This is a genomic window from Turicibacter sanguinis (assembly GCF_013046825.1).
Taxonomy (GTDB): Bacteria; Bacillota_I; Bacilli_A; order MOL361; family Turicibacteraceae; genus Turicibacter; species Turicibacter sanguinis.
Genome location: NZ_CP053187.1, coordinates 2,273,311 through 2,295,249 on the forward strand (window position 1 = coordinate 2,273,311; position 21,939 = coordinate 2,295,249).

General features: G+C 35.7%; 24 protein-coding genes and 1 riboswitch. Of the genes, 20 read left to right on the forward strand and 4 right to left on the reverse strand.

Annotation, left to right across the window (positions count from 1 at the left end; all coding sequences use genetic code 11):
• Positions 1-6 precede the first annotated feature (6 nt).
• Positions 7-138, reverse strand: a complete 132-nt coding sequence (locus HLK68_RS14745) for a hypothetical protein (RefSeq protein ID WP_006785642.1) — start codon at positions 136-138, stop codon at positions 7-9.
• Between the two features lie 259 nt (positions 139-397).
• Between HLK68_RS14745 and HLK68_RS11015 the strand changes: the two genes are divergently transcribed.
• From HLK68_RS11015 to HLK68_RS11025, 3 genes are read left to right on the forward strand one after another with little or no spacing between them, the layout of a single operon-like run.
• Entirely contained in the window at positions 398-1,165 is a 768-nt protein-coding gene (locus tag HLK68_RS11015) for a hypothetical protein (RefSeq protein ID WP_006785641.1), read from the forward strand.
• Positions 1,165-2,034 carry a S66 family peptidase gene (locus HLK68_RS11020; RefSeq protein ID WP_132942778.1) on the forward strand — a complete coding sequence of 290 codons (870 nt, stop codon included), beginning with the start codon at positions 1,165-1,167 and terminating at the stop codon, positions 2,032-2,034. The genes HLK68_RS11015 and HLK68_RS11020 overlap by 1 nt, the downstream gene beginning before the upstream one ends.
• A gap of 3 nt (positions 2,035-2,037) precedes the next feature.
• On the forward strand, positions 2,038-2,214 hold the full coding sequence (locus HLK68_RS11025; RefSeq protein WP_155061881.1) for a hypothetical protein: 177 nt from the start codon (positions 2,038-2,040) through the stop codon (positions 2,212-2,214).
• A gap of 18 nt (positions 2,215-2,232) precedes the next feature.
• On the opposite strand, the gene HLK68_RS11030 is transcribed toward HLK68_RS11025, so the two are convergent.
• Positions 2,233-3,765, reverse strand: coding sequence for a leucine-rich repeat domain-containing protein (locus HLK68_RS11030; RefSeq protein WP_006785639.1), 1,533 nt, complete (start codon positions 3,763-3,765; stop codon positions 2,233-2,235).
• A gap of 432 nt (positions 3,766-4,197) precedes the next feature.
• On the opposite strand from HLK68_RS11030, the gene abc-f reads away from it, so the two are divergent.
• The 6 genes from abc-f (at position 4,198) to HLK68_RS11060 (ending at position 10,122) form a co-directional block, all read left to right on the forward strand.
• On the forward strand, positions 4,198-5,760 hold the full coding sequence (abc-f, locus tag HLK68_RS11035; RefSeq protein ID WP_132942779.1) for a ribosomal protection-like ABC-F family protein: 1,563 nt from the start codon (positions 4,198-4,200) through the stop codon (positions 5,758-5,760).
• A 153-nt stretch (positions 5,761-5,913) separates the two neighbouring features.
• The gene (locus HLK68_RS11040) at positions 5,914-6,942 is read left to right on the forward strand and encodes an ROK family protein (RefSeq protein ID WP_006785707.1); all 1,029 of its coding nucleotides are present in this window, start codon (positions 5,914-5,916) and stop codon (positions 6,940-6,942) included.
• An 8-nt stretch (positions 6,943-6,950) separates the two neighbouring features.
• Entirely contained in the window at positions 6,951-7,553 is a 603-nt protein-coding gene (locus HLK68_RS11045) for a sugar O-acetyltransferase (RefSeq protein ID WP_006785708.1), read from the forward strand.
• 13 nt (positions 7,554-7,566) lie between these two features.
• Positions 7,567-8,373: a DUF4037 domain-containing protein gene (locus HLK68_RS11050; RefSeq protein ID WP_006785709.1), complete on the forward strand. Its 807-nt coding sequence runs from the start codon at positions 7,567-7,569 to the stop codon at positions 8,371-8,373.
• A gap of 130 nt (positions 8,374-8,503) precedes the next feature.
• On the forward strand, positions 8,504-9,514 hold the full coding sequence (locus HLK68_RS11055; protein WP_006785710.1) for a biotin--[acetyl-CoA-carboxylase] ligase: 1,011 nt from the start codon (positions 8,504-8,506) through the stop codon (positions 9,512-9,514).
• A 53-nt stretch (positions 9,515-9,567) separates the two neighbouring features.
• Positions 9,568-10,122, forward strand: a complete 555-nt coding sequence (locus tag HLK68_RS11060; RefSeq protein WP_006785711.1) for a biotin transporter BioY — start codon at positions 9,568-9,570, stop codon at positions 10,120-10,122.
• Between the two features lie 131 nt (positions 10,123-10,253).
• Here HLK68_RS11060 and HLK68_RS11065 read toward each other — a convergent pair whose 3' ends face one another.
• Both HLK68_RS11065 and HLK68_RS11070 read right to left on the reverse strand, forming a co-directional pair.
• The gene (locus HLK68_RS11065; RefSeq protein WP_006785712.1) at positions 10,254-11,057 is read right to left on the reverse strand and encodes a ZIP family metal transporter; all 804 of its coding nucleotides are present in this window, start codon (positions 11,055-11,057) and stop codon (positions 10,254-10,256) included.
• Between the two features lie 336 nt (positions 11,058-11,393).
• Entirely contained in the window at positions 11,394-12,236 is an 843-nt protein-coding gene (locus HLK68_RS11070) for a L,D-transpeptidase family protein (RefSeq protein ID WP_006785713.1), read from the reverse strand.
• Positions 12,237-12,324: 88 nt separating this feature from the next.
• Between HLK68_RS11070 and HLK68_RS11075 the strand changes: the two genes are divergently transcribed.
• The 11 genes from HLK68_RS11075 to moaC all read left to right on the forward strand — a co-directional run bounded on the left by HLK68_RS11075 (position 12,325) and on the right by moaC (position 21,919).
• Positions 12,325-12,588 (forward strand): NUDIX hydrolase, encoded by a 264-nt coding sequence (locus tag HLK68_RS11075; RefSeq protein WP_237701298.1) that lies wholly within the window; start codon positions 12,325-12,327, stop codon positions 12,586-12,588.
• Between the two features lie 240 nt (positions 12,589-12,828).
• Complete coding sequence (locus HLK68_RS11080; RefSeq protein WP_006785716.1) at positions 12,829-13,878, forward strand: lysylphosphatidylglycerol synthase transmembrane domain-containing protein; 1,050 nt, start codon at positions 12,829-12,831, stop codon at positions 13,876-13,878.
• Positions 13,879-14,111: 233 nt separating this feature from the next.
• A complete protein-coding gene (locus tag HLK68_RS11085; RefSeq protein ID WP_006785717.1) occupies positions 14,112-15,551 on the forward strand; it encodes a DEAD/DEAH box helicase in 1,440 nt (479 codons plus the stop codon).
• Positions 15,552-15,949: 398 nt separating this feature from the next.
• Positions 15,950-16,453: a molybdopterin-guanine dinucleotide biosynthesis protein B gene (mobB, locus tag HLK68_RS11090; protein WP_009607694.1), complete on the forward strand. Its 504-nt coding sequence runs from the start codon at positions 15,950-15,952 to the stop codon at positions 16,451-16,453.
• Positions 16,452-16,595, forward strand: a riboswitch (molybdenum cofactor riboswitch). It overlaps the preceding gene by 2 nt.
• An 86-nt stretch (positions 16,596-16,681) precedes the next feature.
• A complete protein-coding gene (locus tag HLK68_RS11095; protein WP_006785719.1) occupies positions 16,682-17,887 on the forward strand; it encodes a molybdopterin molybdotransferase MoeA in 1,206 nt (401 codons plus the stop codon).
• A 5-nt stretch (positions 17,888-17,892) separates the two neighbouring features.
• Entirely contained in the window at positions 17,893-18,477 is a 585-nt protein-coding gene (mobA, locus tag HLK68_RS11100; protein WP_237701299.1) for a molybdenum cofactor guanylyltransferase, read from the forward strand.
• Positions 18,478-18,969 (forward strand): MogA/MoaB family molybdenum cofactor biosynthesis protein, encoded by a 492-nt coding sequence (locus HLK68_RS11105; protein WP_006785721.1) that lies wholly within the window; start codon positions 18,478-18,480, stop codon positions 18,967-18,969.
• Positions 18,954-19,718 (forward strand): molybdate ABC transporter substrate-binding protein, encoded by a 765-nt coding sequence (modA, locus tag HLK68_RS11110; protein WP_006785722.1) that lies wholly within the window; start codon positions 18,954-18,956, stop codon positions 19,716-19,718. Before HLK68_RS11105 ends, modA begins: the two co-directional genes overlap by 16 nt.
• Position 19,719: 1 nt before the next feature.
• On the forward strand, positions 19,720-20,382 hold the full coding sequence (modB, locus tag HLK68_RS11115; RefSeq protein WP_006785723.1) for a molybdate ABC transporter permease subunit: 663 nt from the start codon (positions 19,720-19,722) through the stop codon (positions 20,380-20,382).
• Between the two features lie 24 nt (positions 20,383-20,406).
• Entirely contained in the window at positions 20,407-21,423 is a 1,017-nt protein-coding gene (locus tag HLK68_RS11120; protein WP_006785724.1) for a molybdopterin-binding protein, read from the forward strand.
• 19 nt (positions 21,424-21,442) lie between these two features.
• Positions 21,443-21,919 carry a cyclic pyranopterin monophosphate synthase MoaC gene (gene moaC / locus HLK68_RS11125; RefSeq protein ID WP_006785725.1) on the forward strand — a complete coding sequence of 159 codons (477 nt, stop codon included), beginning with the start codon at positions 21,443-21,445 and terminating at the stop codon, positions 21,917-21,919.
• The last annotated feature ends 20 nt before the right edge of the window (positions 21,920-21,939 follow it).

Here is a 21,939-nt window from a genome sequence, read left to right on the forward strand (position 1 = left end):
TATTTTTTAAACAAAAATACTTGGATGATAGGTTGTGAGTTGTGATAAGTTGTTTTCACTGAAATTTGATTTTAAGACTTCCTTTTCAGATGTAAACGAATATTTAATTGTTGCTATATTATTTAAAATTCTCGTCAATAAACACACCTCCATATTCTTTATTAATTGATCAGCTCTATATAGTTTATGTAAAAAAGATAAGGTAATTAGGCAATTAGAAGATTAATGCCATAATAGAATAGAGTAGTAAAAAAAAGCAATTAAATAGCTTAAGTTGTCAAAAATGGAAAGGTTGTTTATAATTTATAGGTGAGTAAAGCGTTATTAACGTTACTTCTAAATCTAATCGGTTAAATGAAGACAGGTTAAGACGTTAGTCAGAAAGTATGGTGAACCAATGAAGAAACAAACAAAAGAAATGATTTGGATTGGAGTCGGATTGATTCTTCTCTCATTATTTTTACACTTTTTACATGTCGTCATATTTAAAGATTTGCATCACACGTTAATCTTTTTATTTGCTGATATTGCTTTTATTCCAATGGAAGTGTTCTTTACAACCCTCGTGATTGAACGATTACTTGAAAAACGTGAGAGTCATCATGTTAAAGAGAAATTAAATATGTTGGTTGGCGTTTTCTATGCCGAAATCGGGACACAGCTTTTATCTTATTTTGTAGAGCAAGATGATAACGTCTATGTTTGTAAAAAATTACGTGTTCAAGATCCTTCCGTTTGGGATGAAAATTACTTTAAACGATTACAAGAATTAAACTCGACTTATCACTATGAAGTTTCTCTTGATAAAGTGGATTTAAAGCAGTTACATGATATTTTACATGAAGGGAAAAATCTATTGATCACGCTGGTCACAAATGAAAGTTTGCATGATCATGAAACATTTACTGAAATGTTAATGTTAATCTTACACTTAAAAGAAGAACTAGATATGCGAGATTATGAGTCATTAACAGAAACGGAAAAACTCCATCTGACACATGATATGGAAGCTTTATATCGTTACTTAACTTATGAATGGTGTCATTATTTAAATTACCTCAGCAAAAATTATCCCGGATTATTTAGTACAGCGATTATGTTGAGTCCGTTTAATAAAAAACATCAACGTCAGGCTCTAGAAGATCATAAAGGGGGAGCATGCTAATGGCTCTTCTTCATAAAAAGGACAGTGTCGGACTCATTGCTTTATCTAATGGTCCTGCTCTAATGATGAAAGACACGTTTGAACAATTAGAGCAGGTATTAAAGGAAATGGGACTTAATGTTATTTGGGCACCTAAATTGTACCGCCAAGAGAGTGTCTTTCAGGCATCTGATTCAGAAAAAGCAGAGATGTTAATGGATTTTTACCGAAATGATGAGCTTGTAGCTATTTTTGATGTCTCAGGTGGAGATTTAGCAAATGGCGTTTTATCTTATTTAGATTATGACCTCATGAAACGTTATCCAAAACCATTTTTCGGGTATAGTGATTTGTCGGTGGTTGTAAATGGATTATATACGAAAACCCACCATAAGACGTATTTATATCAAATTCGTAACTTAGTAAGTGAGGATGCCTCAAAGCAGCAACAGTGGTTTAAAGAAACGCTATTTCACCAAAAAGATACCTTGTTTCAGTTCGATGTTGAATGGATTCAAGGAGAAACGTTGGAAGGAGAGCTTATCGGTGGAAATATTCGTTGCTTTTTAAAGTTAGCGGGTACTCCTTATTTACCAAGTTTCGAGAAAAAAATTTTATTGCTAGAAAGTTATAGTGGTGATGTGGCAAAAATGGCGACGTATTTAAATCAGTATAAGCAGATGGGGGTATTTGAGCAGATTAATGGACTGATTTTGGGAAGTTTTACGGAGATGGAACAAAAGCAATATGAACCAGATATCGTATCTCTTGTTAAAAGCATTGTTAATTTACCACAGCTACCAATCGTTAAAACATCTCAAATTGGACACAGACCTGATTCGAAGTGTGCGATCATTGGCGAAAGATTAATGATGAAGAAAGAAGGATAAAACATGAAAGAAAAGCAACAGGTAAATTGTGCAACGTGTGAGCACAATGTCTTTAATGTGTGCATGAGTTATCACGGGTATTATTTTCATGGTGAAGCCATCGGGGATGAAGAAGTCGAATGTGAGGATTGGGTACTAAATCCTTATTCTTATCCGACACAATTAAAGTTAAAAAAATAAAACTCGCATTTGCGAGTTTTATTTTTTTCGTCGTTTTAAACAAATCCCCGTTCCAATACTTAAGGCTCCTAGAGGGAGGAGAATACTTGAAAGTCCAGTTTCAGGAGCGATGCGAGGTCCCACTTGAACTGTAACGGTTTTAGACGTTGTCGAACCGTAAGAATCTGTGACTTCAAAGGTTAAGCGATACATTCCAATTTGAGTTAAATCAATGGTATTTTCTTTTAATTGAATCCATTCAGTAATATCACCATCTTCTTCATCGTAGGCCGTTACGTAATCCATTGGATCAAATAGTTGGTTGAGCTCAAGTTGTAGTGGATCATCGATGATTAAAATTGGAGCAGCGTTTCCGTTGAATTGAAGTGGAATCATCACTTGACCACTAAATAGGGTTGAAGCTGCACCAAGGCTGACTGCCTGTTCAAAAGTGAAAGATTCATACTGAGCTTGCCAAACATTAAGCCAGTTAATTGTATGTTCTGTTTCTTCATAGTACCCGTTATTTGAAATGGTTACCGGCGTGATGAAAGCAGAATCTAAATCATGAATTGGATTAAGTAAATGTGCATTTTCACCAGAAAAGACATTTAATCCACTTAAAGTAATACGTTGTTGCATTAAGTTAAGTTCTGTTAATTTTGTTAGCGTCATGAGGGGGCTAATATCTTGAATGCTATTATTTGATAGACCTAATTTTGTTAAGTTAATAAGTGAAGAAAGCGCCGATAAATCATTAATTTGATTGTAATCAAGATAAAGAACACTTAATCGAGTGAGAGAGGCTAAGGCATTTATAATTTTAATATGATTGTAGGATAAGTCAAGAGCATTTAAATTGATTAAGGTCGCAAGGGCAGAGATATCTTCGATTTGGTTACGATCAAGTGTTAGGGTTATGAGGTTTGTTAAGTTGCTTAAGCCAGAAATATTATAAATTTGGTTATGATCAAGTGTTAATTCAGTTAAATTGCTTAAGGTGTTTAAACTAGAAATGTCAACAATCTCGTTGTCAGCTAAATGAAGCATCTGTAAGTGAACAAGTTGATGTAAAGGACTGACGTTACGAATAGTGTTATGAGATAAGTGCAGTTCTTGTAACTTATTTAAAGAAGCAAGAGGGGATAAATCTTGAATTTGATTGTTTTCAAGATAAAGGTTTGTCAGTTTTGACAAAGAAGCAAGAGGAGAAAGATCTTGTATATCGTTATAAGATAAATCTAGACCCACTAGATTTACACATTCTTCTAAACCAGTAATGTTTGTGATTCCTTTATGGTCTAAATAAAGAATGCCGGTGAAACTTCTTAGTTGACCTTTTGTAATGTCAGCACCTGATGATTGTCCAAGCTCTGCGTTAATCGCAGCTTTTAAGGCGGGATCAGGGATGTTGACAATTTCATTACGATCAACAGATGTATCCTCAATTCTTGGGTATTGTTTAGGAGAGTAATCGGCTTCATCTGTATGAGCTAAAACTGAGGGAGCCGATATAGCTAAAAGACAACAAAAACAAAGGGTAAATAGACTTGAGTATTTAAAATTAACCATAATAATTCCCATCCTTTATTCAAAATATCTATGTTATTACGTTTTGCAAAGAACGGTGATTTATTCGAGATTTTAAAAGAAAGTGTCGAAAAAAATCTGAGTCATTCAGTTGAAAAGAATTGACTAAAAAATAATTGTTAGCATATACTGTTATTAATAATCGAACAATGAGGTGAAAACATGAATACAGTTCTTAACTAATTGAAAAATCGCAAAAGCATAATCGGTTTGTTCGTGAGAATGCCTCACATTTTTTGTTATGCGTTGCGACATTAGTTAAGAAATGAATGGACACACCTTAAGGTCAGAAAACTTTTTCGTTGTCGATGAATCATTTCATCGATTTTTTTTATTGTTTTTGAAAAGAGCTTAACTAATGGTTAGCAACTCAATGATGGAAACCGATTTCAAAATCATAATCGGGGCGATAAAATGCCAAAGATACGTATTTTGAATGGTTCGTTTCATTATCCTAATACGAATCAGTTAGTATTTGAAGGATTAAATTTAGATATTGAGGCCACATGGAAAAGTGGAATCGTTGCTAGAAATGGAATGGGCAAAACGACATTGTTAAAATTGATTCATGGAGATTTGAAGTTAACAACAGGAGACTGCCAAAAAGAAATTGAAACAGCCTTTTTTCCGATTACGTTTAAGCATTCTGATGGGGTTGTCCTTGAATTAATGAAAAAAGAAATTGGCCCTTATGTCGAATGTGAACAAGTCATGGCCGCTTTTTTACAAGGGGAGGCATCTGAAGAAGATTATTACGAGGCGCTTAACACCTACTTAGAATATGATGGGTATGAGATTGAAAGTAAAATAAAAAAAGAAATTCATCGTTTAAATCTTTCAGATGATATCTTATCAAGAGAATATGAGACGCTAAGTGGTGGAGAGCAAACGAAAATTCAAATGGTTATTCTATTTTTTAGGCCGCAGACTTTCGTGTTGCTAGATGAGCCAACGAATCACTTAGATAAAGAAGGGATTGAGCAACTGTCCAATTATCTAAAATGTAAATCGGGATTTTTATTGGTTTCTCATCATCGTCATTTTTTAGATGCGTGTGTGGATCATATTATTGCTTTACAGGGCCATTCTGTCGTGGTTCAACAAGGAAATTACAGTTCATATGAATATGATTACGAGTTGAAGAGGGAGTTTGAGTTAAAGCAACGAGACAAAATTGAAAAAGATATTCGCCGTCTAGAGGAAGTCGCCAGAGATCGACGTAATTGGTCAAATGCGCGTGAGAAAGAAAAAATTGGAGCCGGTGATAAGGGATTCGTCAGTCATCGAGCAGCTAAAATGATGAAGCGTGCATTACATGTGGAAAGACGTATCGATCAACAATTACAGGAGAAAAAGGAACTCATCAAACACAAAGAACATATTCCGTATTTAAAAATTACTCAACATCAGCAAGTATCCGTACTTTACCAAGTGTCACATTTAAATGTTTCATATGGGGATAAGATGATTTTACGAGATATAAGCTTTACGCTTGAAGCAGGAGAACGCCTGGTTATTGAAGGCCCTAATGGAAGTGGGAAAACGACATTAATTAAGAGTTTATTAGAACAAATTCCATACGACGGGATGATTAAACGTGATAATCGAGTAAAGGTGGCTTATGTGTCTCAATTTCCGAAGTATCAGTCTGGATTTTTGCGTGATATTTTGCAAATTGAACAACTTGAAGAAGCACGATTTAGAAGTATTTTAGGAGCACTTAGTTGTCATCGTGACATTTTTTTGCGTGATTTATCAAGCTTTAGCTTAGGAGAATTAAAAAAGGTTGAGATGGCTAGAAGTCTTTATAATCCGAGTCAGGTTCTTATTTGGGACGAACCGCTGAATGGACTTGATATATTAAGCCGAAAAGCGATTGAAGAGGCGATTTTACAATCTGAACCAACCATGATTTTTATTGAACATGATGAAACATTTATCGAAAAAATCGCCACCAAACGCTTAGTACTTTCCTAAAAAAGTCATCCAGGGACACTGGATGACTTTTTTTGGGGTTCCGGTTACCTATTTGCAATCAAAAGAAAATTATGATACTTTTTAAAGGTATTTTAATAAGTTTTTTTATAGACTTTATAAAATAGTTTTATAAAGTGAAAGGAAGGAACTTTCTTGAATCAAGTCAATACAACGATGACAGTGAAACGAATCAATACAGAGCTTGTAAGAGCAACGCTTAAAAGACTGAAATCGGCGACAAAACCTGAAGTTGCTAAAGCAACGGGGCTTAGTGTTATGACCTGTGGAACCATTTTAAATGAGTTACTTGCAACGGGTGAAGTGTTAGAGCAACAAGTGGATCCTTCGAGTGGAGGACGTCCAGCTATTCGTTATGAGTATCAGGCCAATTATGCTCAAATCGTCTGTTTATATGCGAGAACGGAAGGGAATGAGCATTTTATCAGTTATCAAGTTTGTAATTTATTAGGTGAGTGTTTAGAAGAAAACACGATTTATTATGACGAGATTACGTATGACGTATATGAACAACAATTAGAGCGCCTAAAAGATGTTTATCCAGCGATTAAAGTAGCAGGAATTGGGGTCCAGGGTGTCGTGCATGAAGGGGTGATTGGCGTTTGTGATATCAAGAGGCTTGAAAAGGTGGACATTGTTTCGAAGTTAGAAGACAAATTAAAGATTGACATTGTCGCTCAAAATGATATGAATTTAATCACGTATGGTTACTATCAAAAACAAGAGGATGAATCCCCCAAAAACATAGCCTATGTTTATTTTCCTGATGGTAACTACATGGGAGCCGGTCTGATTGTGAATGGACAAGTGGTGAAAGGTGAAACTAACTTTTCAGGAGAGTTATCGTTCTTACCGTTGGGGATCCTAAGAAGTGAACAACTAGAGCAGTTCAAACAACCAGACACCATGGTTAAATTAGCCGCGAAAAGTATCGCGTCACTTATTGCGATTATTAATCCAGCAGTAATCGTTTTAGCAGGACGCTGTGTAAAAGAAGAAGATTTAAAACGGATTGAATCAGAGGTTAAGACAATGATTCCAGGTGTTCATATGCCAACACTTAAGTATCGTCATGATATTCATGCCGATTATATGAATGGATTAAAAACGTTGACGCTAGAACAACTATCGTACCCATTTAAATTTGAGAAGAAGACATTTTAGGAGGAAAAATGATGACTGAAAAAGAAAGAATGTTAAGTGGAAAACCTTATTTAGCGTTTGAAGACACGTTACTCGAAGAACGCCAACGCGCGAAAGGACTTGTTTATGAAATTAATACGTTGCATCCGTTTAAACTCGATGAACGACGTACGCTGTTAAAAGAATTGCTCGGAAAGACAGGTGAAAATTTCTTTGTTGAGCCACCATTTCGTTGTGATTATGGTTATAACATTGAAATTGGAGAAAATTTTTACTCAAACTATAACTGTACGATACTAGATTGTGCCAAAGTGACAATAGGAAATAACGTATTATTTGCACCTAATGTGAGTTTATTTACAGCTGGACATCCGATCGATGCGACATTGCGTGCACAGGAGTATGAATATGCGTTTCCCATTACGATTGGAAATGATGTATGGATTGGAGGAAATACGGTCATTAACCCAGGAGTGACGATTGGAAGCAACGTGGTTATCGGATCAGGATCAGTCATCACGAAAGATATTCCATCCAATTGTATTGCTGCTGGAAATCCATGCCGTGTGATTCGTGACATAACAGAGGAGGATAAGCAATATTATTATAAGAAACTAAAATTTGATCGCTAGGAGGAGAAAGATAATGGAGGGGATTATCAAGCAATTGATTGAGGAATATCGTAAACTTGAAGAAGTTGAGGCCATTACGATTGCAGGTTCACGTGCCGCTAATCGATCAGATGAGCAGTCTGATATCGATATCGATTTGTTTATTACTGCACCCATTTCAGTTGAAAAACGCCGAAACATTGCAACGAAGTTTTCATCTAACATGGAAATTGATAATCGATTTTTCGGAACGGGGGACGAGTTCTTTTTGAAGGATTATCCTATTGAAATCGATGTTTGTTTATTTGATTGGCAAGATATCGTGTCAGGATTAAAACGCGTCATGGAAGATTATCAGGCAAGTACCGGTTATACGACCTGTTTTGTTCATAACGTGGTAAATGCCCAGATTGTCTTTGATCGTCATGGGGAGTTTTCTAAAACACAAGAAAAATATAAAACATCCTATCCTAAAACCTTAAAACAAAATATCATTAGGATGAATTATCCGATTTTAAGACAGTGTTTTTCCTCATATGAGGCGCAAATTAAAAAGGCCATAACGCGAGGGGATTTAAATAGTGTTAATCATCGAGTCACTGCTTTTTTAGCGAGCTATTATGATATTTTATTTGCAGTGAATGAGATGTTTCATCCGGGGGAGAAACGATTACTTCATATTTTAATGCACCAGTGTGATAAATGTCCGGAGCATTTACAACAAAACGTCGAAGCGTTAATACAATCAGTCGGAGTGGATTCAAATAGTGTCTTAGCGTGTTTAACGTCATTAGTTGATGAACTTGATGTATTATTAAAACAAGAGAACTTACTTGATTAAACAAGAGAGTTACTCTTGTTTTTTTATTTCATGTTAACTTTGAATTTCAAAATAGTTGACGTAATAATAGAGATATGCTAAACTCTTTTTAATTCAAACTGTTTGAAATTCAAAACAAAGGAGAAAAAAGATGATTTTAAAGGAAGAGTTGTTAAGTATACTGGAGCAAAATCGTCATCAAGTTATGTCGGGGCAACTCTTAGCTAATCAATTAAATGTCAGTCGCACAGCAATTTGGAAATGCATCACGGCATTAAAAGAGGATGGCTATGAGATTAATACGATTCAAAATAAAGGGTATCAACTTCATAAATCTTGTGATGTACTATCCGTTGCCGGTATTAAAAGTCATTTAAAGTCATGCTACCAATCTAACGATATATTCTTACACCAAATCATTCCGTCAACGAATGAAGAAGCGAAACGATTGCTCACACTGGGAGTTAAGCATCAGACGGTGGTCTTAGCTGAGGGGCAAAGTGCAGGAAAAGGTCGCTTTGGTCGTGCTTTTTATTCACCAGCGCGAAGTGGAATTTACATGACGCTCATTTTACATCCTAATTTACAGCTTAAAAGTTCAGTCTTGCTCAGCACAGCCGTATCAGTTGCGATTTGTCGGGCGATTGAAGTGGTTTGTGGGATACAAACACAGATTAAATGGGTAAATGATATTTATTTGAATGAAAAGAAAGTAGGAGGAATTTTAACGGAGGCAGTCACCGATTTTGAAAGTGGAAGGGTTGAAAGTGTCATGATTGGCATTGGATTAAATGTCTCGACCGACATCTTTCCAAAAGAACTAGAAGAGATTGCAACATCGATTAAGCCTAAATTGGGAACGCGCAATCAATTGGTGGCTGAAATTTTAAATCAAGTATTTAAGATTTGTGAAAATTTAGAGTCAGCTAACTTTTTAGAAGAATATAAGGAAAGATCCACCGTTTTAGGAGAAGACATTTACTTTATCCAAAATGGAGTTAAACAAGTTGGGAAAGCGATTGAAATAGACCATGAAGGAGCCTTAATGGTGAAATTGCCTGACTCAACTATCATTCGACTGAATTCTGGGGAAATCACCATTCGTAAGAGTGGAATCGGAATTGAATCTTTTGAAAAGGTAGGAATTCAAATCGACTCATGAGACTTTTTAGAATTAAAAATTAAAGGATTAATCCAAAAAGAAGGAGCTTAAAAATGAAAACACACGATTTAACTAAAATGGCCATTTGTATCACCTTATTATGTATTTCATCTTATGTCTCATTTCCATTACCATTGTCGCCTGTTATGATTACAACACAGACGATTATCATTAATTTAATTGCGCTAATTTTAACGCCAAAGCAAGCCTTTGTCACTGTGTCGTTATATATCATAATGGGGTTGATTGGCTTGCCTGTTTTTTCAGGAGGAGCTTCAGGTCTTGCTAAAATTTTAAGTCCAACGGGAGGCTTTATTATGGGATTTTTAATCGCAGCTCCACTCATGAGTTATGTAAAAGGAGAATGCGTCCATTTAAAATCAGCGTTATGCATTACAATCTTAATTGGAATGCCGATTATTTATTTATTTGGAACGTATTGGATGAGTTTAAATCAAGGAATCGGTATTTATGATGCGTTTAAAGTGTCTGTTATCCCATTTGTTTTAGGTGATGTAGTCAAATGTGTGATTGCCTCTTTAGTAGCGGTTAGACTCACTAAAAGGGTTAATCAATCCGTTTTTAGAGGGCAGCTTGTGAATGAATAATGTGGTGGATTTAGAATCTTTATTTGGATTTAAACTTGATTTGATAGAAGAGGAAGAATGTCACTTTATGACCTGAAAATTAAAAAGTGAAGTCACGAATTTCGAGACTTCACTTTTTATGATGAAGTTGTTTATCCTAAGGCAACATCCATGACCATCATCACCATAAATCCTAAGATGACACCGATAGCGGCTAAGTTTTTATTGTCTCTTGCACTTTCTGGAATCAATTCAGAAGACACGACTGAAATCATAGCACCAGCTGCGAAAGCTAATAAAAAAGGAAGTAAGCTACGAACACTAATAGCTGCCAAGGCTCCAATCACACCTGCCACAGGTTCAACTAATCCAGAAGCTTGTCCAGAAAGGAATGATTTCCATCGACTATACCCTTCTCGACGTAAAGGTAGTGAAACGGCAGCCCCTTCAGGAAAGTTTTGAAGTCCGATTCCAATAGCGAGTAAAATAGCAGAAATTAAAGTGGCTCCTTCAATTCCCGCGACAACACCACCAAATGCAACCCCGACAGCTAATCCTTCGGGAATATTATGTATCGTAACTGCTGACACGAGCAGTAAACTGCGTTTTAAAGAATTTTTACCTTCGGCATCTCTCCACTGATTAAAGTAGAAGTGATCCATTAGTTTTTCAGATAAGACAACAAATAAACCGCCAGCTAAAAATCCAAGTGCTGGAGTAAACCAGACGAAATGTGAACCTAAATCTTCCGCTAACTCGAGTGCTGGATTTAATAATGACCAGAAACTGGCGGCAATCATAACGCCTGCTCCAAATCCGAGCATCCCATCAAGTAATCTTTTATTAATGTTCTTAAAGAAAAGAACGACGGCAGCTCCTAGAGCAGTTACTCCCCAAGTAAAAATTGTCGCAAGTAATGCTTGAATTACTGGAGAGAGGCTAGCAAACCATTCCATTTTAAAAATCCTCTCCTTTTTGTCTGTTTATACATTGTCAGTATATTCTAACCTTAGAAATGTGTGCCTGCCTAAAGATGAAGATAAGGAGCTCATTCTCAAATTTGGAAAATATTTAAGCTAGATAACAGTGAATTTTTTTTATATAATAGGATTGTTAGAAATGGAATGTCAAATCAGACAAGTGCTGATTGGCAGACCATTTTAATGATCTCATGTTGGCGCATGAGATTTTTTTATGGGGTTTAATGAACTTTGTTTTTCGCATGAAGAAATCATTGGAGTGCAATTGAAATTCGAAACAATCTAAAATGGAGCGCTGAGGGCGTTCCTTTTTTAATGGATAATTACTGTTGTGCCATCGGGAATCGTCTCATAAATCCATTTTGCATTCGATGGATTTAAACGGATACAACCATGACTTAAAGCTTGTCCGAGTCTTCCATCAATGATATAGCTGCCTGTTGGATCGTATAAAACGGAATGATAGTAATAACCTTCGGCAAAACGTGTGGCATCTTTAACCGTATAACGGTTTGTTCCAAAAGAGGGTTTTCGTCCAATGATTGAAAACGTTCCGCTAATCGTAGGTGTACGAGGAGCGCCAATCGTTGATTTCCATTTGAAAAGTTGGGTCCAAATGTCGTTTTCTTTTTTAAACACATACGTCTCGCGATGCTTCAAATCAGTCGTTAACAAATAATCAGTGGGGCTTTGAATATCATTATCATTCACAAATTTTAACATATCAGTTGAAAACTCAGCTTGTTTCGTTAAATCAGGTTTTTGACCATCATCAGATAGATAAGTATTAAACACATAACCAAATTCATCGTTGTAAACGACATAACTCCAGTTTCCCTCTGTTGCTAAAACTTCAATACGTGATTGTTTGGGAATAAGGGTTAGTACATTAGAAGTGGTTGATGGCGCTTCTCGTAAATTTAAGTTGCTATAAGGGGACATTGTTTTTGACACATAATCACGACTGACATACCCTCTCGTCCCTTGATAATTCACTTCTAACCATTCATCATCCGTATCCGTCACTTCGATTTTTGAATACTTCGGAATCATCAAAAGGATTGGGGCTGAGGTTGATTTACCCCTTCGAAGATTTAAGTTACTGGTTGTATATTTGATTTGAATCGTACGCACTTGGAAATTGATAATTTGCAATTGTATCCATCCTTTCAAAGTTAGTCTACTCATAGCCTATGTGAAGATTAAATAATCAGTTCATGATATAATGTGAAAAAATGGAGGGATGGATTTGCAAACAGAAGGAGTATTTACAATCGTAGTAAACAAGAAGCAGGAGGTATTATTAGTCAAACGAAAAGATTTACCGATTTGGGATTTACCAGGAGGTAGAGTGGATGAAAGGGAATTATTAGAAGAGGCGGCCAAACGTGAGGTGCGTGAAGAAACTGGATACGAGGTGGAGATTGTTGACAAAGTGGGTGTTTATGATCGACCATCATTTCATGATGTGCAACATATCTACACAGGCATTGTAACGGGAGGCTGAGGAATTGAAAACGGTCCTGAAACGGCTAAACTCAAATTTTTTAATCCCAAATGTCTGCCGCTTTTGATGGTGCCACACCGTAAAAAACAAATTAGAGATTATCAAAAAAATAAACGTCACCTTAAAGAAATATTAGAAGATTCTTGGTTATTTTTGAAGTTGTTTCACTAACAGTTAGTATAAGTTTGAGAGGGATGAAACAAGATAAGAAGAGTAATTTCATGAAAGTGAATGAAGAGAATGGAACAAAAAAATTTTAAAAAATTAATCTTAAGTGGCGTCTTATTTGTTGGACTGATTGCGATTACGTTTTACCTTTTATTTCGTAAGCAAAATCTAGGTGACTTATTTCAAACACTCAAACTTGTCAATTTGATGTGGGTGTTCATTGGGGTAGGATGTATGTTTATATATATGTGTCTAGATGCGTTAAATATCAAGCGAATCTTACATATTCTACATCAAGATATTTCCTATTTTAATTGCTTAAGGTATACTTTTTCAGGCTTTTTCTTTAGCTCAGTAACCCCTTCAGCATCTGGTGGTCAGCCGATGCAAATTTATTATATGTTTAAAGATCACATTGAAATCTCGCATTCTTCTTTAGCTTTATTGCTTAACTTTGCGAGCTTTCAACTCGTGACGATTACGGTGGCGATTATCTCCTTTTTAAGTGAGTATCGATTTTTAGGGGATATTGGAAGAACCCTAAAAATTTTATTAATGATTGGCGTTGGCGTAAATTCTTTTTTATTGGTTATCGTATTGATGGGGATTTTTTCAAAAACATGGTCTCTTAAAATCGTTGATTTTGTTTTAAGTCTTTTACAAAAGCTAAAGGTTAAACAAATTGAGTATTTGAGACAATTAGCATATGATCAAATTAAAAAGTATCAAGAAGGAGCTGTCTACATAAAGACACATCAAACACGCATGGGATCAGTTTTATTAACCACCTTTTTTCAAGTCATGGCCATGCATTCTGTGACGTATTGTGTGTATCGAGCGTTTGGCTTATCAGATTTTTCTTATCTCAAAGTGCTATCCCTTCAAGCCATTTTATATATAGCTGTGTCAGCCATTCCATTACCAGGTGCAGTTGGAGTGAGTGAAGGTGGGTTTGTCATGTTATTTGCGACCCTATTTCCGAAAATGTTAATTGATTCAGCCATGCTTTTAAGCCGAGGCATCAGTTTTTATTTATTTGTGGCGATTAGTGGATTAGTGGTGCTATTGGGTCACCTTCTAATAGCCAAACAGAATAAGAAAAAAGAAGGTTTAACTAGTTAACCTTTTTTTCTTTTATGAACGAGAAGAGGATAAATGGGGATAAAAGAAACTAGGTCTTTTCGTGAAGTAGTGTTACAATAGAGAAGTCTCATTGATTTTCGATAAGAAGAAATCGTTATCAGGAACTCATTCATTTCGCTTAAGGGACCGAAATAACCAAGTTTGAATCGTTATAGTTCGGTTATGAATTGTTTGGGTTATAGAACAGATTAAGAAAGTATAGAGGGATTTAAATGACAGCATTTAATGAGTTACAACTGAGTGAATCGATTTTGAAATCATTAACAGGACTTGGATATGAGCACGCGACAGAGGTACAGGCAAGTGTCATTCCAACTGTTTTAAATAAACAAGATTTGATTGTGCAATCTAAAACCGGAAGCGGGAAAACAGCAGCGTTTGGGATTCCGATATGTGAAATGTTAGATTGGGATGAGAATAAGCCTCAGGCGCTTATTTTAACGCCAACACGAGAATTAGCACTACAAATTAAAGAAGAGATTTCAAATATTGGCCGTTTCAAGCGAATCAAGGTAACGGCGGTTTATGGGAAGTCTCCATTTAAAGAGCAGGCTCGTGAATTAAAGCAAAAAACTCATATCGTCGTGGGAACACCAGGTCGTGTTCAAGACCATTTAGAACGTGGGACGTTGTCTCTTGATAAATTATCTTTATTCGTATTAGATGAAGCTGATGAAATGTTAAAGATGGGGTTCATTGAGGTCGTTGAAAATATTATGAATGAAGCACCTAGAAAACGTCAAACGATGTTATTTTCAGCCACAATGCCAGATCGCATTAAAAAATTAAGCCAGCATTATTTAACTCATCCACAAGAAATAAAGATTGAATCACCGACTTTAACAACAGATCTTGTTGAACATGCACTATATGAAGTTCGTGAACAAGAGAAGGTAAAATTATTACAAGATTTATTAATGGTTGAAAATCCAGAGCGTTGTATGATTTTCTGTTCAACGAAAGAAGCGGTTGATGCCCTGTATCGTAATTTATCTCAAAAAGGCTATCCAATTGAACGTTTGCACGGAGGACTGGATCAGAAAGAACGTTTTGAAACGATGAAAAACTTCAAAATTGGTCGTTTTGCCTACTTAGTCTCAACCGATGTCGCAGCTCGTGGGATTGATGTATCAGGGGTTAGTCATGTGATTAACTATGATCTCCCACCGGAAAAAGATTCATTTGTTCACCGTATTGGTCGTGCCGGTCGTGCCGGTCAAAAAGGTAAGGCAATCACATTTGCGACTCGATTTGACCAAAGATGGTTAGAAGAGATTCAAGCTTATATTGGGTTTGAGTTACCGATTTGTGAACGTCCAAGTGAGGATGTGACGCAACAAGCGAAAGATGGGTTTATGAAAAAATTAAATTCACGTCCGACCTTACGTCATGAAAAAACGGCAGATGTAAACCGTGAAATTATGAAGTTATATATCAATGGTGGTAAGAAAAAGAAATTACGTGCGATTGATTTTGTGGGCGCAATTACGTCAGTTGATGGAGTAAGTGGCGAGGATATTGGAATTATTGATATTCAGGATAATGTCACGTATGTTGATATTTTAAATGGCAAAGGATGGACTGTTATTCGCGGTCTAAAAGATAAAACCATTAAAGGGAAAAAATTACGCGTTCAAAAAGCATATGAATAATGAAAAGGAGTTTGTTCTTTAGGGAACAAGCTCTTTTTTTGAAAGTAAATTCAGAAAAAAAAGTAATATTTTTATTATGAAAAGGCATTGTTTTCAACAAACAAAATGAATGGTAAAAATAAAGCGCAAAAACCGTTGCAACAAAAGATTTGGAAAAAAACTTGAGCTTAGAATCAAAAGGTAATTGAAATTTATGAGTGTATCAATTAATAAATTAAAAATATCACAAAAAAAAAGAAGAATGTGATAAAAATCACAGTTTTTTTAAAAACTTGATGGTAGAATGAAAAAAGTAATGAGCTAAAAGCTAGATAGCTCTCATCAAAATTAGTCATATAAATGGTTGTAAATGGTTAAACTGTTAAAGAAGGATAATTTAAAACCTAAAGGAGATGTCGATGACAAAAGTAATTAATGTGATGGGTCAAGGTTCGAATGTTGGAAAAACAGACTTGATGGAAGGACTCATTCAAGAGCTTAAAACGCGAGGATTAAGTGTTGCAACCGTGAAACACGATGTACATGGTTTTGATATCGATCATAAAGGTAAAGATACTTACCGTCATCGTGAAGCGGGCGCAGAAACGGTTATTATCTCTTCAAAAAAGAGATTTGCAATGATTAAAGAAGTAGAAGAAGAAATAAAGTTAAACGATATTTTGAAGTTATTAAAAGATAAAGATATTATTTTGGTTGAAGGCTATAAAAAAAGTCCTTTAAGAAAAATTGAAGTCTATCGTGAAGGATTTAGTGAAGGGATTCTAACACCGGAACATTTATTGATTGCGATTGCTTCTAAAACAGAGGTTTTAAGTGAATCTCATTTAGTGATTGATAAAGAAGATTATAAGTCGTTAGCAGATTTAATACTGCAAGAAAAAGAATTTGAATTTGAAGAATAATTGAATAATTTTCTTGAGTATAAAAGGTCCTAAGGAAGTAAAATCTAAGGCATTTATACCTGAATCTAACAAAAGATTCACAGGGTGATACTTGAAAAAGTATGATCTCCACGTTTTGGGAAGGAAAATCAGTAGAGTTTATATAGATTTATATAAGCTTATTGCTCATGCCCAAAAATGGGTGGATGTAATAAGCTTTTTTTGTTGTCAAAAGTAGAGGTGATGGAGATGAAATCATTTATAAGTTTAGAAGAGGCCTTAACCATTATGGATCAAAATATTCTGTCACTTCAAAGTGAAACTGTGGAGTTGCTTGAGAGTGTCGGTAGGATTTGTAGTCAATCGATTTTCTCAGGTATTAATAATCCACCGTTTGATAAGTCGGCCATGGATGGTTATGCAGTTCGAGTTGAAGACTTAAATGAAGTTCCTAAAAAACTAGACATTATAACGACCGTCTTTGCAGGGACAAATAGTGAAGAAGAAGTTCGACCAGGGACCGCCATCAAAATCATGACGGGTGCAAAGATTCCTAAAGGTGCAAATGCCGTGGTGAAAGTTGAAGAGACAACGTGCGAGTCAAATCAGGTCACGATTTTGAAAAAAGCCACTCCTCAGCAATTTATCTGCCCAATAGGAGAAGATATTGAAATTGGGACGTTATTAGTCGAAGCAAAAAAAACATTAAATTATGCGGATATTGGGATTTTAGCGAGTGCAGGTATTCATGAGGTTCAAGTGTATAAAAAACCACGAGTGGCCTTTATTAGTACCGGAGATGAAGTCATGGATGTCAATCAACCGTTAAAAGAAGCTAAAATTTATAATAGTAATAAGTATGCACTCATCGCAAGATTAAAAGAAATGGGATATGACATCACCTATATCGACCATGAATTTGATTCAGAGATTGAAATTGCAAAGAAGTTAAAGCAAGCTGCAGAAGTTTCAGATTTAGTGATCACAACAGGTGGAGCGTCTGTTGGTGAGAAAGATTTAATTAAAGAAGCGATTGAGGCGCTAGGTGGAGAGAAGTTATTTTGGAAAATTCTCATTAAACCTGGATCGGCCATGCTAGCGAGTCTTTATGAAGGAAAACCAATCATTAGTTTATCAGGAAATCCAACAGCAGCGCTCACGACTTTTGAATTAATGGTCAAACCGACGCTTGAAAAATTGAGTGGACAGGTCAAAATAGAATTAAAAAGAGAACAAGCTATTTTACAATCTGATTTTACGAAGTCTTCACCACAAAGACGTTTCGTTCGAGGATTTTTTGAAGCGACACAAGAAGGACAACGTGTGTTTGTGACACAAGTGAAAAGTGGGAATAGCATTCTAAGTTCTGCCCTTCATTCTAATTGTTTAATAGAATTTGAAGCTAATCAAGAACCATTAAAAGCAGGATCGATTGTGACAATCATTAAATTATAAAAGAGGTGGCAGCATTGATTTCAAAAACACTAGCTATTTTAGCAGGTGGAAAAAGTAGCCGTATGAATTATCAGAATAAAGCGTTCATTGCATATAAAGAAAAGCAGTTTATCGAGCATATCATCGAGGCAGGGCGTGATTTTGAAGAGATGATCATTGTGACAAATCAACCAGAAGATTATCAAAAATATAACCTTAAGACAATTTCCGACATTTTCCCGGGAAATGGTCCATTATCCGGCATTCATGTTGCCTTAAAGGCAGCAAAAAATGAAGAAGTGCTATGTATCGCATGTGATATGCCCCTGACAAGTCGAGAGGTGCTTTATTACTTAGGAGAATATGTAACGGATGCTGATGTTTTAGTACCGTTATGTGACGATAGACTTCAACCACTATGCGCCGTTTATCATAAGCGACTTCTTCCTAAGATGGAAAAATGTTTAAAGAATCAGGATTTTAAATTACAAAAATTTATTTTAAGTGCGAATTATGAAGTGCTTAAAGGATTAGAGAATCGTCAATTTGTCGGAAAAGATTTTTTTAATGTTAATACGCCAACGGATTTGTTAGAATTGGAGGAAATATAAATGTATACGGTTGGAATTATCACAAGTAGTGACAAAGGATATGCCGGAGAGCGTGAAGATAAAAGTGGAGCCGTCGTGAAAGAAATCGTTGAGGCAAATGGATTTGAAGTGGTGAAATATATTGTTTTACCAGATGATCAACAAATGCTAGAAGATGAATTTAAAAAGATGTGTGATGAATTAAAAGTTAACTTAGTGTTGAGTACAGGTGGGACAGGATTTTCAAAGCGTGATATTACGCCAGAAGCAACGAAAGCAATCATTGAACGCGAGGCACCAGGAATTTGTGAAGCGATTCGTTACTTTAGCTTACAAATTACTAAACGAGCGATGTTATCACGCGCTGTATCAGGAATTCGTAAGGATACATTAATTGTGAATCTACCAGGAAGTCCAAAAGCTTGTACGGAGGCGTTGGATTTTGTATTAGACGATATAAAGCATGGAATTGATATTTTACTTGGGGAGGCCAAAGAATGCGCAAGAAAATAATCTTATTAACCGTCTTATGTATGGGAATGATTTTATCAGCGTGTGGGACGCAAAAAGAGGAAGTGACTGAACTTAATATCAGTGTAGCAGCGAGTTTAGTCAATCCGATTGATGAGATGATTGAACTTTATACTAAAGATCACCCTGTTAAAATTAATGTAAATTCAGGGGGATCAGGAACACTTAAGAAACAAATTTCAGAAGGTGCAGATATCGGTTTATTCTTCTCAGCGAATGAAAAATATGTGGTTGAGTTAATAGATGAAGGATTAGTAAAGCCTTCTAATAAATCAAACTTAATTTATAACACATTAGTCGTGATTAAGAATAAAGAGGCACAGACACTTAATTCCTTATTAGACATTAAAGAAAATGGATCAATGCTAGCCATTGGTGAAGTAAGTACAGTTCCAGCAGGTGAATACGCTAAAGAATCATTAACTAATCTTGGATTATGGGATGAGTTAGAATCTTCTTTAATTTATGGAAAAGATGTTACCGCTGTTAAAACCTATGTTGAACGTGGAGAAGTTGATTATGGTATTGTTTATAAAACAGATGCAATGAATCTTGAAAATGGTGAAGTGATGATGACGCTGCCAACGGATTCTTATCAAGAAATTGTCTATTCATTAGCATCGATTGAAGGTTATTCAAACGAAGCTGAATGTTTGAAGTTTATGGATTTTATTAAATCAGACACGGGAAAATCAATTTTGAAAAATTATGGTTTTGAAGTAAGTGAGTAAAATGATGGTTGTAGATGCTACCCTCATTTCAATAAAAGTTGTCTTAATTGCGGTTATCACCACGTTCATTCTTACCTTAATCGCGGTATGGGGAATTGGACTTAACAAACATAAGTCGATTCGTTCTCTTGATTTTATCTTTTTATTACCGCTATTTATTCCACCTTCGGCGATTGGCTATTTAATTTTAATCATCCTCGGTAAGAATGGGTGGATTGGAAGGTTTTTAAATCAAAATTTCAATCTATCCATTATCTTTACACTCAGCGCTGCAGTGATTGCAGGAATAATGGTGTCGATTCCGATTATGTATCAGAGTATTAAATCGGCTATTACCTCAGTAGATGAAGATATTATCAATGCGGCAAGAGTTTTTGGGGCCAGTGAGTGGGTGATCTGGTTAAAAATTATTTTACCGCTTTCCATTAATGGGATTTTAAATGGTATTTTACTTTCCTTTGCGAGAGCTTTCGGTGAGTTTGGAGCCACCATTTTAGTGGCGGGGAATATTCCAGGAAAAACACAAACGTTACCGATGGCGATGTATTATGCCATTGAAAATAACAATACTGAAATGGCGACGCAAATATTATTGATTATTTTGATTGTTGCTATTTTCTTAATGAGTTTATATAAAACATTAATGATGCGTTTATCACATTAAACATCATAATAAGGAGAATATCGTATGAAAATGATTAAAGTTGAAGATGCGATTGGATCAATTCTAACACATGACGTCACACAAATCATCCCAGGTCAATTTAAAGGCCGTTTATTTAAAAAAGGGCATTTGATTCAAGAAGAGGATATTGAAAAATTACGTGCTATTGGGAAAGAACATATTTATGTTTGGGAAGTGAAAGAGGGCCAACTACATGAAAATGACGCGGCGATTCGGCTTTCTAATTTAGCTAAAGGCGATGGCATTAGGGCATCGGATGAAATCAAAGAAGGGAAAATCGACTTCTTTGCGGACTGCGACGGTGTTTTGAAAATTGATAAAGAAAAGTTAATGACCCTAAATTCCATTGGTGAAATGATGATGGCGACGATTCATACGAATACTCCATTAAAAAAAGGAGAGAAGATTGGTGGAACACGTGTCATTCCATTGGTCATCGATGAAGAAAAAATTAAAGAAGCAGAAACCTTAATTACAGATAAGATTATGTGGATGGAACCGTTTAAAGCAAAAAAATGTTTGTTGATTACAACAGGAAATGAAGTTTATAAAGGAACGATTAAAGATGCGTTTTTACCAGTTATCAAAAAGAAACTTGAATACTATGGAAGTACAGTGAGTCGTCAGGTCATTTTGCCCGATCAAAAAGAGTTAATTATTGAAGCCATCCAACAAGGACTTCAAGAGAACGTTGATTTAATTATTTGTACGGGGGGGATGTCAGTCGATCCTGATGATGTGACGCCGTCTGCTATTAAAGAAAGTGGAGGTCGACTTGTGACTTATGGATCACCTGTTTTACCAGGGGCGATGTTCTTACTCGCTTATCATGGAAAAACACCGGTACTTGGGGTGCCAAGTTGTGCGATGTATTCTAAGCGTACGGTTCTTGATTTGGTTTTACCTCGTATTTTAATTGATGAAGAATTAACAGCTGAGGATATTGCAGCCTATGGACATGGTGGATTATGTTTAGATTGTGGTGTTTGTACGTTCCCGCATTGTTCATTTGGAAAATAATAAATTAGGAGACATTAACATGGAAAATAAATTAACGCATTTTGATCAAAATGGACGAGCTCAGATGGTGGATGTTTCAAATAAAGTTGAAACGGCACGTGTAGCCATTGCGGTTTCAAGTATTCGCATGAGTGAAGAAACGCTTCATTTAATTGAAGCAGGGAAAATCGGAAAAGGTGATGTATTAGGTGTGGCACGTATTGCTGGAATCATGGCATGTAAGCAAACGTCTAACTTAATTCCCATGTGTCATCCGTTGATGATTTCAAGCTGTAATGTTGATTTTGAAGTCGATCGTGAAAACAGTAAGATTCATATAAAAGCAACGGTTAAAATCGTGGATAAAACAGGAGTTGAAATGGAAGCTTTAACCGCTGCTATGACTGCTGCTTTAACGATTTATGATATGTGTAAAGCCGTTGATAAACGAATGGTGATTGAAGAAACGCATTTGTTAAAGAAAACAGGAGGAAAAAGTGGCGAATTTAATTTTTAAATACCACTTTAGCAGACGAC

Excerpts from the sequence above, each read along its gene's own strand:
- HLK68_RS11015 (WP_006785641.1), top strand. The coding sequence starts at position 398 with ATGAAGAAACAAACAAAAGAAATGATTTGGATTGGAGTCGGATTGATT.
- HLK68_RS11020 (WP_132942778.1), top strand. The coding sequence starts at position 1,165 with ATGGCTCTTCTTCATAAAAAGGACAGTGTCGGACTCATTGCTTTATCT.
- HLK68_RS11025 (WP_155061881.1), top strand. The coding sequence starts at position 2,038 with ATGAAAGAAAAGCAACAGGTAAATTGTGCAACGTGTGAGCACAATGTC.
- HLK68_RS11030 (WP_006785639.1), bottom strand. The coding sequence starts at position 3,765 with ATGGTTAATTTTAAATACTCAAGTCTATTTACCCTTTGTTTTTGTTGT.
- abc-f (WP_132942779.1), top strand. The coding sequence starts at position 4,198 with ATGCCAAAGATACGTATTTTGAATGGTTCGTTTCATTATCCTAATACG.
- HLK68_RS11045 (WP_006785708.1), top strand. The coding sequence starts at position 6,951 with ATGATGACTGAAAAAGAAAGAATGTTAAGTGGAAAACCTTATTTAGCG.
- HLK68_RS11050 (WP_006785709.1), top strand. The coding sequence starts at position 7,567 with ATGGAGGGGATTATCAAGCAATTGATTGAGGAATATCGTAAACTTGAA.
- HLK68_RS11055 (WP_006785710.1), top strand. The coding sequence starts at position 8,504 with ATGATTTTAAAGGAAGAGTTGTTAAGTATACTGGAGCAAAATCGTCAT.
- HLK68_RS11060 (WP_006785711.1), top strand. The coding sequence starts at position 9,568 with ATGAAAACACACGATTTAACTAAAATGGCCATTTGTATCACCTTATTA.
- HLK68_RS11065 (WP_006785712.1), bottom strand. The coding sequence starts at position 11,057 with ATGGAATGGTTTGCTAGCCTCTCTCCAGTAATTCAAGCATTACTTGCG.
- HLK68_RS11075 (WP_237701298.1), top strand. The coding sequence starts at position 12,325 with ATGGATTTGCAAACAGAAGGAGTATTTACAATCGTAGTAAACAAGAAG.
- HLK68_RS11080 (WP_006785716.1), top strand. The coding sequence starts at position 12,829 with ATGGAACAAAAAAATTTTAAAAAATTAATCTTAAGTGGCGTCTTATTT.
- HLK68_RS11085 (WP_006785717.1), top strand. The coding sequence starts at position 14,112 with ATGACAGCATTTAATGAGTTACAACTGAGTGAATCGATTTTGAAATCA.
- mobB (WP_009607694.1), top strand. The coding sequence starts at position 15,950 with ATGACAAAAGTAATTAATGTGATGGGTCAAGGTTCGAATGTTGGAAAA.
- HLK68_RS11095 (WP_006785719.1), top strand. The coding sequence starts at position 16,682 with ATGAAATCATTTATAAGTTTAGAAGAGGCCTTAACCATTATGGATCAA.
- HLK68_RS11105 (WP_006785721.1), top strand. The coding sequence starts at position 18,478 with ATGTATACGGTTGGAATTATCACAAGTAGTGACAAAGGATATGCCGGA.
- modA (WP_006785722.1), top strand. The coding sequence starts at position 18,954 with ATGCGCAAGAAAATAATCTTATTAACCGTCTTATGTATGGGAATGATT.
- modB (WP_006785723.1), top strand. The coding sequence starts at position 19,720 with ATGATGGTTGTAGATGCTACCCTCATTTCAATAAAAGTTGTCTTAATT.
- HLK68_RS11120 (WP_006785724.1), top strand. The coding sequence starts at position 20,407 with ATGAAAATGATTAAAGTTGAAGATGCGATTGGATCAATTCTAACACAT.
- moaC (WP_006785725.1), top strand. The coding sequence starts at position 21,443 with ATGGAAAATAAATTAACGCATTTTGATCAAAATGGACGAGCTCAGATG.